Source organism: Nocardioides sp. CPCC 206347, assembly GCF_048654605.1.
Taxonomy (GTDB): Bacteria; Actinomycetota; Actinomycetes; order Propionibacteriales; family Nocardioidaceae; genus Nocardioides.
In genome coordinates, this window is the sequence record NZ_JBMCYZ010000001.1 from 118,299 (window position 1) to 132,057 (window position 13,759).

A 13,759-nucleotide genomic window follows, 5' to 3' on the forward strand; every position below is an offset into this window, starting at 1 on the left:
CGTAGGGAGCAGGATGAAGGGGCGATGCTCGAGTCCTACCGTCAGATCTTCACGCCCTCCACGGCGCTGTTCAGCCTCACCGGCCTGATCGCCCGACTGCCGATCTCCATGGTCGGTCTCGGCATCGTCCTGCTCGCCGAGCACGAGACCGGGTCCTACGGCTTCGCCGGCTCGGTCTCCGCCGTGGCGCTGATCGCCAACGCCCTGTTCGCGATCCCGCAGGGCCGCCTGCTCGACCGGGTCGGACAGAGCCGGGTCCTGCCCGCGGTCATCACCGTGTGGGGCGTGGGCCTGGTCCTGGCGATGGGCTCGCTGCGCTGGGACTGGCCGGTCTGGACCACCTACGCCTGCGCCGCCGTCGCGGGCGCCGCCCTTCCGTCGGTCGGCACCTGCGTCCGGGCCCGCTGGTCCCACACCCTCGCGGACCAGCCCGCCCGGCTGCACACCGCATTCTCCTTCGAGGCGGTGGCCGACGAGACGGTGTTCCTCGTGGGTCCGATCGCGGTCACCATGCTGGCGACCGGGGTGCACCCCCTCGCCGGGCTCGGCGCCGCACTGGTCACCGGTGTGCTCGGGACGTACGCGTTCTCCGCGCAGCGGGGCACCGAGCCGCCCGCGCACCCGCCGGCGGCCGCTGGCGGCGTCCGTCCGCCGATCCCGTGGGCCGCGATCGCGCCACTCACGGTCGTCGCCGCCGCCCTCGGCATCCTGTTCGGAGCGGCCGAGGTCGTCACCGTCGCCTTCGCCGACGAGAACGGCCGGAAGTCCGCCGCCGGTTTCCTGCTGGCGATCTGGGCCTTCGGCAGCCTCGTGGCCGGGGTCGTGTCCGGGGCCATCGTCTGGCGACACGGACCGCTCGTTCGGTTGCGCGTGGGCGCCTTCGGCATGCTCCTGGCCATGGCTCCCCTGCCGCTGGTGCCGTCCATCCCAGTGATGGGCGTCGTGCTGCTCGTCGGCGGCTTCGCGATCTCGCCGACGCTGATCGCCACCATGTCGCTCGCCGAGCAGGTGCTGCCGCCTGCCCGGCTCACCGAGGGCATGGCCATCATCGGCACCGGGCTCGCCGCGGGACTGGCTCCCGGAGCTGCGATCGCGGGGGTGCTCATCGACGCCGAGGGCGCCTCGCCGGCGTACCTCGTCTGCGGCGTCGGCGGCGCGCTCGCCCTGCTCGGCGCCCTGGCCACCCGGGTTCCGGCTACGGTGCCGTCCCATGAAGACGCGTCACCGGACCCCTCCGAGCACCTGGCATAACTGGTCCGGCCTCGAGTCGGCCTCCGGGCTGCAGGTGATCACACCCGGCGATGCCGAGGAGGTCCGCGCCGCCGTCGTCGAGGCGCGCACGGCCGGCCGGACCGTCAAGGCTGCCGGCACCGGGCACAGCTTCACGGCGATCGCGAAGCCCGCGCACGTCCAGCTCCTGCCCGACCGGATGCGCGGCATCCTCGAGGTCGATCGCGTCGCCATGACCGTCACCGCACTCGCCGGCACCCAGCTCAAGGTGTTCAACGCCGAGCTGGAACGCCTCGGGCTGAGCCTGCACAACATGGGCGACATCGCCGAGCAGACCCTGGCGGGGGCGATCTCGACCGGCACGCACGGCACGGGAGGGCGGGCCTCGGGCCTGGCCGCCCAGGTGGTCGGACTGGAGCTCGTGACGGGCACGGGCGAGATCCTGCGGGCCTCGGCCTCGGAGAATGCGGACGTGCTCGACCTGGCGCGGGTGGGCCTCGGTGCGCTCGGCGTGCTGACCGCCATCACCTTCGCGGTGGAGCCGCTCTTCGTGCTCCGCGCCGAGGAGAAGCCGATGTCGTGGGAGGAGGGCATGGCAGGCTTCGACGACCTGACGGCGGCGAGCGACCACGTCGACATGTACTGGTTCCCGCACGCGGACCGGTTGCTCACCAAGAGCTACACCCGCAGCGGCACCGACCTCTCGGTCGCCGAACCGCTGCCCCGCTGGCGGTCGTGGGTCGACGACGACCTGCTCGCCAACACCGTCTTCGGAGCCCAGACCGCCGCGCTCAACCGGGCACCGCGAGCCATCCCCGCCGCCAACAGGTTCGCGGCGCGGATGATCGGGGCGCGGACCTACTCGGACCTCGCGCACCGGGTGTTCACGACCGAGCGGCGAGTGGTCTTCCGCGAGATGGAGTACGCCGTGCCCCGCGAGGCCGGCCTGGTCGCATTGAGCGAGTGCCGGGCCGCCTTCGAGCGGTCCGGGCTCTCGGTGTCGTTCCCGGTCGAGATCCGGGTGGCGCCGGCGGACGACGTACCCCTGTCGACGTCGTACGGACGCGACTCGTTCTACCTGGCCTTCCACACCCACCACCGGGCCGACCACGAGGCCTACTTCACGCTCATGGAGTCGGTCATGCGCGACCACGGCGGCCGGCCGCACTGGGGCAAGCTGCACTCCCTGGACGCGGACGACCTCGCGCCGCTCTACCCCCGCTTCGGTGACTTCCTCGCGCTGCGCGAACGACTCGACCCGGACCGGGTGTTCACCAACCCGTACCTCGACCGCGTCCTCGGCGCCTGACCGGAATTGGTCAGGCGTGAGTACGACGAAGGCCTGTCCCTGCTCTTCCGGCAAGGGGTACGACGCCTGCTGCCGCCCGTTCCACCGGGGCACCGCGTCGCCGGCGACCGCCGAGGAACTGATGCGCTCGCGGTACTCCGCGTTCGTGGTCGGCGACGCCGACTGCGTCGGGTACCTGCTGGCGACCTGGCACCCGGCCACCCGTCCCGCGTCGCTCGAGCTCGACGACGCACTGCGCTGGACCGGGCTCGAGGTCCTCGCGACCGACGCCGGCGGGCCGACGGATCGACGCGGCGTGGTCGAGTTCCGGGCCGGCTACCTCCGTGACGGCGTGCCGGGCGACCTGCACGAGACCAGCCGGTTCCGGCGCGACAACGAGGGCTGGCAGTACGTCCGCGGCCGGGCCTTCTGGTCGTGAGCGGGTCGTGAGCTGGTCGTGACCGCTGATTCGGCGGGCAACTGCCCCGGCAAAATGTCGACACGTCGCCACACGCCGGGGCCGCAACCCGATCCGGGGGTTCCCCGGGCGTAGGCTCGTCCGAACCGGAGCACCACCCCGGCACCAGGCAGGACTCCCCCAGGCAGACAACCGAGGACACGATGGCGGACAAGGCGGACCAGGCCGGCAACGGCTCGTCCCGACTTGATCTCGCCGGCATCAGTCCCGACCGTCAGCGCCTGCTGCTGGTGGACGACCAGGGCGCCGAGTTCACCCTCGACATCACGCCCGACCTCCGCGCTGCGGTGCGCGGTGAGACCACCCGTCTCGGCCAGTTGGAGATCAAGATGAGCAGCAGCATCCGTCCCCGCGAGATCCAGATCCGCATCCGCGCAGGCGAGTCCGCGGAGACCGTCGCCCAGGCGGCCGGGACCACGGTCGACGCGATCATGCCCTACATCGCGCCGGTCCTCGCCGAGCGCGAGCACGTGGCCGAGCGTGCGCAGAAGGCGTCGATCCGTCGTACTCCGGGCGAGACGACGGCCCACACGCAGAGCCGGGTCCTCGGCGACGCCGTGGCCGCGCAGCTGCGCGCCATCGGTGCCGACCCGACCGGCGTCACGTGGGACGCGTACCGCCGTGAGACCGGACGCTGGGTACTCACCGGCACCTACACGTCCGGGGAGCGCAACGGCACCGCCCGCTTCACCTACGACGCGCCCGGCAACTACGTCCTCACCGACAACGACGACGCCCGCTGGCTCATCGGCGAGGTCCTCGAGGCCCCCGCCGTGCCCGCAGCGCGCGACGAGCTGCGCCAGGTGCGCGAGCGCCGGCTCACCTCGGTGCCGGCCGAGGAGCTCCCCCTCGGCGGCGACCTGGGCGCCACCCTGCCGCTCGGCGACGACGCCCTCGACCTGGTCGCCCGCGAGGCCACCGAACCCGCTGGGCCCGAGGTCGACGTCCCCGCTGCCGCCGTCGAGTACGACGAGCCGATCCGGGCGACGGCCGACCAGCCGCTGGTGGCCGACTCCGGTCCCACCGAGGCCGAGCGTGAGGCCGAGGCTGCCCGCCACCGCCGGGCCGTGCAGAAGAAGCGCGGCCGTGCATCGGTGCCGAGCTGGGACGAGATCATGTTCGGTGGTTCCGATCAGGCGTAGTCCGTGGTTGCGGACGGCTACTCAGGAGTAGCCTGCGCCCATGGCTTATTTCGTCACCGGCGCGACCGGTTTCATCGGTCGCCACCTCGTCGCTGACCTGCTCGACCGTCGCGAGGGGCCGATCTACGTACTCGTCCGCCCGTCCTCCCTCAAGAAGATGGAGGCGTTGGTCCGCCAGTCGGGTTCCACCCGGGTCCGCCCGGTGCTCGGTGACCTGAGCAAGCCCGACCTCGGCGTCGATCCGGAGTGGATCAGCGAGCACGTCGGCTCGATCAAGCACTTCTTCCACCTCGCGGCGATCTACGACATCACTGCCGACGACGCGACGAACGACGCCATGAACATCGACGGCACCCGTCACGCGCTCGGCCTGGCCGAGAAGCTGGAGGCCGGCTGCTTCCACCAGGTGTCCTCGGTCGCCGCGGCCGGCGACTACCACGGTCGGTTCGACGAGACGATGTTCGAGGAGGGCCAGCCGTTCCCGTCGCCGTACCACCGGACGAAGTACGCCTCCGAGAAGCTGGTCCGCGACGAGGCGAAGATCCCGTGGCGGATCTACCGACCCGCGATCGTGGTCGGCCATTCCGAGACCGGCGCGATGGACAAGATCGACGGCCCGTACTACCTGTTCCCGCTGATCAAGCGGCTGCGCGACAACCTGCCGGCGTGGCTGCCGCTGGTCGGCGTCGACCTCGGTGACACCAACATCGTGCCCGTCGACTACGTCGCCAAGGCGATGGACCACCTCGCCCACCTCCCCGACCGCGACGGCGAGGCGTTCCACCTGGTCTACCCCGAGCCCCAGCCGGTGGCCGAGATGATCAACGCCTTCTGTACGGCGGCCGGTGCGCCCCGGTTCGCGACGCCGATCGACCGCAGCGTCACGAGCGCGGGTCCCCTCGGGCTGATCCCCCGCCAGCTGCGCCCGAGCAACATGATCAAGGCCGTGGTCCGCTCGGCTCCCGGCCAGATGGCACTGGACCAGACCATCGGTCGCCTCGGGCTGCCCGCCGAGGCCCTGGCCCACACGTCGTTCCCGTCGGTGTTCGACTCGCGGATCACCGAGAAGGCGCTCGCCGGATCCGGCATCAGCGTGCCGCCGCTCGAGACCTACGCCCGGGCGCTGTGGGCGCACTGGGAGGAGAACCTCGACGACACCCTCGCGCGCGACACGAAGGCCATCGCAGCGCTCAAGGACAAGTACGTCGTCATCACGGGTGCCTCCTCGGGCATCGGCAAGGTCGTGGCGTTCAAGGTCGCCCAGGCCGGCGGCATCCCGGTGCTGGTCGCCCGCGGCAAGGAGAAGCTCGAGGACATCAAGTCCGCGATCGAGGTCCGCGGCGGCCAGGCCCACGTGTTCCCCTGCGACCTGTCCGACCTCGAGGCCATCGACCGGTTGTGCGAGCAGCTGGTGCGCGACCTGCCCAGCGTCGACTTCGTCATCAACAACGCCGGCCGGTCGATCCGGCGGTCGCTGAAGCTGTCGCAGGACCGCTTCCACGACTTCGAGCGCACGATGCAGCTGAACTACTTCGGCGCGATCCGGCTGCTGATCGGCCTGATGCCGCAGCTGCACACGCAGCGGTCCGGCCACATCGTCAACATCTCCTCGATCGGCGTGCAGACCAACCCGCCGCGGTTCTCGGCCTACGTCGCCTCCAAGGCAGCGCTCGACGCCTGGAGCAACGTCGTGTCCTCCGAGGTCGTCGGCCACGGCATCACCTTCACCAACGTGCACATGCCGCTGGTGCGGACGCCGATGATCGCGCCGACCAAGATGTACGACAAGTTCCCCACCATCTCGCCGTCCCAGGCCGCCGACATCGTGATCCGGGCGATGGTCGAGAAGCCGCACGAGATCAACACGTCGTTCGGCACGGCCGGTGCACTGGCCCACACGCTGGCACCCAAGACCGCGTTCAAGGTGCTCAACCTGGCCTACCAGGTGTTCCCGGACTCCGCTGCGGCGAAGGGCAAGGAGACCACCTCACCGGCCGCTGCGGCAGCCGAGGAGGCTCCGGAGTCGAACCGCCGGGAGACGGAGCAGATGCTGCTCGCCCAGCTGTTCAGGGGCGTGCACTGGTAGCCACGGGTCGGCCGGGATCGGCCACCCACTCGCTCCAGCTGCCGGGGTAGAGCGCCGCGGCCACACCGGCGACCTCCAGCGCGAGGACGTCGTGGGCCGCGGTGACCCCGGAGCCGCAGTAGACGGCGACCTCGGCACCCGGCGTGGCGCCGACCTCCGCGTAGATCGACTGCAGCTCGTCGGCCGGCAGGAACCGGCCGTCGGTCGCGAGGTTGCGCGCGGTCGGGACGTTGACCGCGCCCGGGATGTGGCCCGCGACGGGGTCGATCGGCTCGACCTCGCCGCGGTACCGCTCGGGCGCACGGGCGTCGATCAGGACGGCGGTGTCGCGGACGGTCTCGGCGCTCACGGCCCGTGTGCTGCCGGGCCGGGCGGTGAAGTCGCCGGCAGTTGCGCCGGTCTGGCTGCCGGTCTGGCTGCCGGTCTCGCTGCCGGTCTCGACCGGGAGGCCGGCCGCGGTCCAGGCCGCCCAGCCACCGTCCAGCACCCGTACGTCGGTGTGGCCGTGGTGGCGCAGCAGCCACCAGCAGCGCGCCGCGGCGTGGGCCGACCAGTCGTCGTACACGACAACGGGGCGGGTGTTGCTCACCCCGGCCCGGCGCATGGCCGCCTCGAAGACTGCCGTCTCCGGCAGCGGGTGGCGTCCGCGCACTCCCGGCGGGGACGCGAGGTCGGTGTCGAGGTCGACGTACGACGCCCCGGGGACGTGGCCCGCGACGAACTCCGCCAGCCCCGGCGGCCCGCCCATCCGGTAGCGCACGTCGAGGACCGTCACCGGCCCGCCGTGCCCGACCAGCTCGGCGAGGGCGGCAACATCGATCAGGGGGTCGGCCATGTCCGCAATCTACGAGGCCCGCGGCGACCTGTGGAGGACGGACCCGCGCAGCGATGCGATCGTGCACGCTGATCCCCATGTCGACCGGCACAGGACTCCAGGAGCCGCTGCCGCTCCTGCTGCAACGGGTGTTGCGGGGAGCGGTGATCAGCCACGCGCGCACCGAGCGGCGCCGCGTCCACCCGCCCGTGCTGCACGTCGGGGTGCCCGGCGGCGAGGTCCGCTCGTTCGAGATCGGGTCCGACGACGACCTCGACCTGGCGCTGCGCGTCGAGGTGCTGGAGGCAATGGCGCGCGCCAGCCTGGAGCGCGAGGTCGTACCGCTGACCTGGCTGACGCGGACCGAGTCCGGGCCGGACACCGAGGACCTGGCGTGGGCGGCCGCGGTCGGCGCCGCCTCGGGTGAGCTCGGCGTACGGCTCGACCTGGTGGTGGTCACCCGGCGTTCCTGGCGCGATCCCCGTTCCGGCGCCGGGCGGGCATGGTCGCGGCTACGGGCGGCCGAGCCGGCGGGCTAGCTTCACCAGGTGTGCACCGGCTGGTTGTCGTGCATCCGGGCGCGGTAGTCGCCGAGCACCGCCCGCAGCGCATCGGGACGGTCGTCGCTCTCGCGCTGCTGGACCTGGCGCACGAACCAGTCCGCGCCGTTGGTCGTCGCGAGGCAGCGCTGCTCGATGATGTCGAGGTACTTGTGCGCCTCCTCGGAGCCGACTCCCCAGGCGGCGAGCCCGTCGTGCGCCAGTGGCAGCAGGCGTCGTACGACGAGCTCGGTCGCGCGCACCCGGCCCAGGCCCGGCCAGTAGACCTCGGCGTCGATGCCGTGCCGGGCCGCGGTGTGGAAGTTCTCCTCGGCTGCGCTGAACGACATCTGCGACCACAACGGGCGCTCGTTCTCCGCGAGCGCCCGAACCAGCCCGAAGTAGAACGCGGCGTTGGCCACGGTGTCGACGACCGTCGGTCCGGCGGCGAGGATCCGGTTCTCGACGCGCAGGTGCGGGAGGCCGCCGCTGATGTCGTAGACGGGCCGGTTCCAGCGGTAGATCGTGCCGTTGTGCAGCCGCAGCTCCGACAGGTTGGGCGTGCCGCCGGCCTCCAGCACCGTCAGGGGGTCCTCCTCGTCGATGACGGGCAGCAGCGCCGGGAAGTAGCGGACGTTCTCCTCGAAGAGGTCAAAGACCGAGGTGATCCATCGCTCCCCGAACCAGACGCGGGGCCGCACGCCCTGCACCTTGAGCTCCTCGCTGCGGGTGTCGGTGGCCTGCTCGAACAGCGGGATCCGGGTCTCGGACCACAGGTGCTTGCCGAGGAGGTACGGCGCGTTGGCCCCCACGGCGAGCTGGATGCCTGCGATCGCCTGTGAGGCGTTCCAGTACGACGCGAACCGTTCGGGGCTGACCTGGACGTGGAGCTGGGTGCTGGTGCACGCGGCCTCCGGGACGATCGTGTCCACCGTGGTGGCCAGTCGCTCGACGCCCTTGATGTCGATGCTGATGTCCTCGCCGCGGGCGCGCAGCACCTGCTCGCTGAGCAGCTGGTAGCGGGGGTTGGCGCTGATGGCCTCGGCCTGCAGGTGCTCGGCGCGCAGCGTCGGCAGGATGCCGATCATCACCAGGTGCGCGCCCAGCGGTGCGGCCTTCTCCTCGGCCGCGTTGAGGCTCGCGCGCAGCTGGGACTCGTAGGACTCCAGTCCCCCACCGGCCAGCGGGCCGGGCGGCATGTTGAGCTCGATGTTGAACTGGCCGAGCTCGGTCTGGAAGTCGGGATCCGCAATGGCGTCGAGCACCTCGGCGTTGCGCAACGCCGGGTCACCGGCGTCATCGATCAGGTTGAGCTCGACCTCCAGGCCGGTCCACGGATCGTCGGTGTCGAACGCCGACTCGCGCAGCATCCGCTCGAACACGTCGAGACAGCGCCGGACCTTCTCCCGGTAGCGGGTCCGGTCAGCTGGTGTGAACTCCTGTGCAACGACGGCGTCACCCATGCACCGACCCTAGACCCAGCGCCCAGTCGAATCCTCCCTCCCAGAACTCGGGCGGCACGGCCTGTTGCAGCAGCGAGCCGAGGTATGCCGCCATCGCGTAGACGGGCTCGACCTCCTGGCACCTGTCCAGCGCCACCCATGCCTTCGCGCCGTCACCGGCCTGCCAGGCGGCCCACGCCAGCAGCGCGGCGGGGGCCGGAACGAGCGGCCCCGGGGCGCGGCGCACCAGGTCGGACCAGAACCGCACGTGGGCCTCCGCGTTGCGGCGCGTGATCAGCGACCACGCGGCGTCGCGGACCCGGGACGCCTGCATCACCCACAGCAGGCGCGCCGCCTCGTCGTCGGACGGCCCGGCCCCGGCGGCCAGGAGCTCGGCGACGCGTCGCTCGACCCACCTGCCCTCGCGCCGGATGGATCGCCCGTCGTTCGGCATGTCCTCGTCAGCGAAGCCGCCGGACACCAGGGCCTGCTGGACCCGTGCCGTCGCCTGCGGGTCGGGCTCCAGGGACGCGACGAGATCGCCCCTGCTGCGGTGGCTGAGGCGCCCGCTGACGAGGGCCTCGACGACGAACGGGTGGGCCGAGACGTCGTACGGCGTCCCGGGCGAGTTCCGTCCGGGGCCGTCGAGGTCGGCGTACCGCTCACCGTCGGCGAAGAGCGCAGACGCAACCACGATCCCCGACCGTCGACACCCGCGCCGCAGGACGCGGTGTGCCGCACGAGCGGCCGCGCGATCGGCGGCGAAGTAGAGCAGCACCACGTGCTGTGCGTGTTGGCGACGCGCGGGGCCCAGCAGCATCTCGTCGAGCGCGCGCTGGACGTCGAGGGTCTGGACCTCGAGGGGAGGCAGGTCGATGCGCGCGTGGAAGGGCCGGTCGGCACCGAAGGTCATCATCACGACGGACTCCTCGGGCCAGAAGCCCAGGACGACGGGGGCGATGGCCAACAGGTCCTCGGGGCTGCGGATGGTCAGGGCGGCAGGTGTCGTTGTCATGCCGGAACCGTCCCGGTGGGCCCCGACCGCGGGCCCGTGGCCGCCAGCACGCTGTGCACCCACGGTTTCCGGAAACGCCCCTGTGGACAGTTCGAGGACAGGAACGTCCCCGGTGACGACTAACGTGACGCGCGTGCGTGCCCAGGCCTCGGTCCTCCATCTGGACCTCGATGCCTTCTTCGCGGCCGTCGAGCAGCGCGACAAGCCGTCCCTGCGCGGGAAACCGGTGATCGTCGGCGGGGTCGGCGGGCGAGGCGTGGTGTCGACCGCCTCCTACGAGGCCCGGGCGTACGGCGTCCGGTCGGCCATGTCGACCCGAGAGGCTCGCGCACGCTGTCCCCAGGCCGCCTTCCTCTCCGGTCGCTTCGACGCCTACCGCGCGGCCAGCACCGCGGTGATGACCGTGCTGCGCTCGTGCTCGCCCCTGGTCGAGCCGTTGTCCCTCGACGAGGCCTTCGTCGACCTCGAACGAGCCCACCTGCCCGATCTCGAGGTGCCGACCGTGACGGCGTTCGCCGAGGACCTGCGCCAGCGCGTCCACGAGGTCACCGGCGGGCTCACCGCCTCGGTCGGCGTCGCCTCGTCGAAGTTCCTCGCCAAGGTCGCCAGCGAGCTGCGCAAGCCCGACGGCCTGACCGTGATCACCCCGGGCACCGAGATCGCACTGCTCCATCCGATGCGGGTCTCGGTCATCCCCGGCGTCGGGCCGGCCACCGTCGAGCGGCTGCGGCGCATCGGCGTGCACACCGTTGCCGAGCTCGCGGCGATCAGCCTGGAGGAGCTTGTCAGCATCGTCGGCAAGGCCCAGGGCGCCTCGCTGCACCAACTGGCCCGCGCGCAGGACGACCGCGCCGTCGTACCCGACCGGGAGACGAAGTCGGTCAGCGTCGAGAGCACCTACGAGCACGACCTGACCGACCGGCGGCTGATGGAGTCCATCGTCGTCCGGCAGGCCGGGGAGGTCGCGCGCCGGATGCGGGCAAGTGGCCTGTCGGGGCGGACCGTGTCGCTCAAGGTGCGGCTCTACGACTTCACGACCCTCAGCCGGTCCTCGACCCTCCCGGCGCCGACGGAGGAGACCGCCACCATCGCCCGGCTCGCGCGCTCCCTGCTGGCCGACCTCGACACGTCCGGCGGCGTCCGGTTGCTCGGCGTGGGCGTCTCCGGGCTCGCCGACTGGGTCCAGGAGGACCTGTTCGCCGAGGAGTCGGACGCGTCGGACGCCGACGAGCCGGCTGCCGGGCCGGGCCCCGAGACGGCTCCGGAGCCCGACCAGGCCGGCAGCCACCCGCCCGACGTGCACTGGGCGCCCGGCATGGACGTCGTGCACACCAGTGACGGGCGCGGCTGGGTCTGGGGTTCGGGGAAGGGCGTCGTGACGGTGCGCTTCGAGACCGCCGACACGCCCCCGGGCCCGGTCCGCTCGTTCCGGGTCGACGACCCCGAGCTCTCCCGATGGCGCCCACCCGCTCCGGAGCCACCAGAGGGCCAGTAGCGTTCCTGCATGTCCGTCGAGCAGTCCGAGCAGTCCCAGCAGCCCACTCCGCCGCGTGCCGACCAGCGTCCGGTCACCACCACGCTGCACGGGCACCCGCGCACCGATGAGTACGAATGGCTGCGGGCCAAGGACGACCCGGCCGTGATCGCCCACCTCGAGGCCGAGAACGCCTACACGCAGGCCCGGACCGCCCACCTCGCCGACCTGCGCGGACGGATCTTCGAGGAGATCAAGGCCCGCACCCTGGAGACCGACCTGTCCGTGCCCACGCGGGTGCGTGGCCACTGGTACTACGGCCGTTCCTTCGAGGGCCGGCAGTACGGCGCCAGCTGCCGCGTGCCCGTGACCGACCCGGACGACTGGACTCCGCCGCAGCCTGCGGCCGACGCGGACCCGGACCAGCCGGCCCTGCCCGGCGAAGAGGTGCTGCTCGACCTCGATGCGCTCGCCGAGGGCCACGAGTTCTTCTCGCTCGGCGGCTCCTCGGTCAGCCCCGACGACAACCTGCTGGCCTACGCCACCGACGTGGTCGGCGACGAGCGTTACACCGTGCGGGTGCTGGACCTGACCACCCGGGACCTGCTCGACGACGTCCTCACCGACGTGCTCGGCGGCGTGACCTGGGGCGGCTCGGCCGACCACTTCTACTACACGACCGTCGACGACACCTGGCGTCCCGACAAGGTCTGGCGCCACCGCCTCGGCACCGCCCAGGCCGACGACGAGCTCGTCTTCCACGAGCCGGACGGCCGCTACTTCGTGGGCGTGGGCCGCACCCGCAGCCGCCGCTACGTGATGATCGCCGCCAGCTCCAAGACCACCTCGGAGTTCCACGTCCTCGACGCGGCGGACCCGGCGGCGCAGCCGGTCTGCTTCGCGCCCCGCACCGACGGTGTCGAGTACTCGCTCGAGCACGCGGTCATCGGCGGCCAGGACCACTTCCTGGTGCTGCACAACGCGAGCGGACCCGAGTTCGAGCTCGCGGTCGCGCCCGCCGTACCCACGGCCCTGGCGGACTGGCGGCCCCTTCTCGCCCACGACCCCGCGGTCCGGCTCGAGGACGTCGACGCGTTCGCCGACCACCTCGTCGTCCAGCAGCGCAGCGAGGGCAGCACCCAGGTGCGCGTGCTCGACCTCGGCCCGGACGCGTCCGCGCCGATCACCGCGGACCGGTTCGTCGAGTTCCCGGGCGAGCTGGCGACCGTCGGCGCGGGCAACAACCCGGCCTTCGAGCAGCCGACCATCCGGGTCGGGATGACCAGCCTCAGCCGCCCGTCCGCCGTCTACGACCACGACCTGCGCACCGGCGAGCTGGTGCTGCGCAAGCAGGCTCCCGTCCTCGGCGGCTACGACGCCGACGACTACGAGGAGCACCGGCTCTGGGCGACCTCGGTCGACGGCGTCCAGGTGCCGATCTCGCTGGTGGTCCGTCGCGGCGTGCGCGGCCCCGACGGCACCGCTCCCGTCCCGGTCCTCCTCTACGGCTACGGCGCCTACGAAGCCTCCATCGACCCGTACTTCGCCGTCGGGCGGCTCTCCCTGCTGGACCGGGGTGCCGCCTTCGCGATCGCCCACATCCGCGGCGGTGGCGAGATGGGCCGCCACTGGTACGACGACGGGAAGCTCGAGCACAAGCAGCACACCTTCGACGACTTCATCGCCTGCGCGCGCCACCTCGTCGAGAGCGGCTGGACCACGCCCGAGCGGATCGTGGCCGAGGGCGCGAGCGCCGGCGGCCTGCTCATCGGCGCCGTGGCGAACCAGGCGCCCCAGGCGTTCGGCGGCTTCGTCGCCGGGGTGCCGTTCGTCGACACCCTGACCACGATGCTCGACGCCGCACTCCCCCTGACCGTCCCGGAGTACGACGAATGGGGCAACCCGTCCGACGACCCGGTCGCCTACGCGCGGATCGCCGGGTACGCGCCGTACGAGAACGTCGCCGACCTCCCGTACCCGCCGATCCTCGCCGAGACCTCCCTCAACGACACCCGGGTGCTCTACGTGGAGCCGGCCAAGTGGGTGGCGCGACTGCGCGAACGGGCGCCGCAGGCCGACGTCCTGCTGCGCACCGAGATGGCGGCCGGCCACGGCGGCGTCTCCGGGCGCTACCGCGCCTGGGAGGACCGGGCGTTCAGCCTCGCCTGGATCCTGGACCGGCTCGGCCTGGCCGGTCAGGAGCCACTTTCCTGAGGTATTCAGTCGCGAGACTGAGAAGTACCTGAGATTC

Annotated in this window: 11 protein-coding genes; 8 read left to right on the forward strand and 3 right to left on the reverse strand. The window is 72.0% G+C overall.

Annotated features, from left to right (window positions below):
• The first annotated feature begins 24 nt into the window (after nucleotides 1–24).
• The 5 genes from ACOACQ_RS00620 to ACOACQ_RS00640 all read left to right on the forward strand — a co-directional run bounded on the left by ACOACQ_RS00620 (nucleotide 25) and on the right by ACOACQ_RS00640 (nucleotide 6,224).
• Nucleotides 25–1,251, forward strand: a complete 1,227-nt coding sequence (locus ACOACQ_RS00620; RefSeq protein WP_420287393.1) for an MFS transporter — start codon at nucleotides 25–27, stop codon at nucleotides 1,249–1,251.
• Nucleotides 1,211–2,539 (forward strand): D-arabinono-1,4-lactone oxidase, encoded by a 1,329-nt coding sequence (locus ACOACQ_RS00625; protein ID WP_420287394.1) that lies wholly within the window; start codon nucleotides 1,211–1,213, stop codon nucleotides 2,537–2,539. Before ACOACQ_RS00620 ends, ACOACQ_RS00625 begins: the two co-directional genes overlap by 41 nt.
• A gap of 16 nt (nucleotides 2,540–2,555) precedes the next feature.
• Entirely contained in the window at nucleotides 2,556–2,957 is a 402-nt protein-coding gene (locus tag ACOACQ_RS00630) for a YchJ family protein (RefSeq protein ID WP_420287395.1), read from the forward strand.
• Between the two features lie 182 nt (nucleotides 2,958–3,139).
• Nucleotides 3,140–4,138 carry a septation protein SepH gene (gene sepH, locus ACOACQ_RS00635; RefSeq protein WP_420287396.1) on the forward strand — a complete coding sequence of 333 codons (999 nt, stop codon included), beginning with the start codon at nucleotides 3,140–3,142 and terminating at the stop codon, nucleotides 4,136–4,138.
• 40 nt (nucleotides 4,139–4,178) lie between these two features.
• Nucleotides 4,179–6,224, forward strand: a complete 2,046-nt coding sequence (locus tag ACOACQ_RS00640; RefSeq protein WP_378600157.1) for an SDR family oxidoreductase — start codon at nucleotides 4,179–4,181, stop codon at nucleotides 6,222–6,224.
• Here the strand turns inward: ACOACQ_RS00640 and ACOACQ_RS00645 are convergent.
• A complete protein-coding gene (locus ACOACQ_RS00645) occupies nucleotides 6,205–7,059 on the reverse strand; it encodes a sulfurtransferase (protein ID WP_420287397.1) in 855 nt (284 codons plus the stop codon). The genes ACOACQ_RS00640 and ACOACQ_RS00645 overlap by 20 nt on opposite strands.
• A gap of 77 nt (nucleotides 7,060–7,136) precedes the next feature.
• Here ACOACQ_RS00645 and ACOACQ_RS00650 point away from each other — a divergent pair, with 77 nt between their 5' ends.
• Nucleotides 7,137–7,577, forward strand: a complete 441-nt coding sequence (locus ACOACQ_RS00650) for a hypothetical protein (RefSeq protein WP_420287398.1) — start codon at nucleotides 7,137–7,139, stop codon at nucleotides 7,575–7,577.
• Between the two features lie 2 nt (nucleotides 7,578–7,579).
• Here the strand turns inward: ACOACQ_RS00650 and ACOACQ_RS00655 are convergent, their stop codons facing one another.
• Both ACOACQ_RS00655 and ACOACQ_RS00660 read right to left on the reverse strand, forming a co-directional pair.
• The gene (locus ACOACQ_RS00655) at nucleotides 7,580–9,040 is read right to left on the reverse strand and encodes a glutamate--cysteine ligase (protein ID WP_420287399.1); all 1,461 of its coding nucleotides are present in this window, start codon (nucleotides 9,038–9,040) and stop codon (nucleotides 7,580–7,582) included.
• Nucleotides 9,033–10,034 (reverse strand): DUF4192 domain-containing protein, encoded by a 1,002-nt coding sequence (locus ACOACQ_RS00660; RefSeq protein ID WP_420287400.1) that lies wholly within the window; start codon nucleotides 10,032–10,034, stop codon nucleotides 9,033–9,035. The genes ACOACQ_RS00655 and ACOACQ_RS00660 overlap by 8 nt, the downstream gene beginning before the upstream one ends.
• Nucleotides 10,035–10,167: 133 nt before the next feature.
• On the opposite strand from ACOACQ_RS00660, the gene ACOACQ_RS00665 reads away from it, so the two are divergent.
• Nucleotides 10,168–11,529 (forward strand): DNA polymerase IV, encoded by a 1,362-nt coding sequence (locus ACOACQ_RS00665; protein ID WP_420287401.1) that lies wholly within the window; start codon nucleotides 10,168–10,170, stop codon nucleotides 11,527–11,529.
• Nucleotides 11,530–11,538: 9 nt separating this feature from the next.
• Entirely contained in the window at nucleotides 11,539–13,722 is a 2,184-nt protein-coding gene (locus tag ACOACQ_RS00670) for a S9 family peptidase (RefSeq protein ID WP_420287402.1), read from the forward strand.
• Nucleotides 13,723–13,759: the final 37 nt, after the last annotated feature.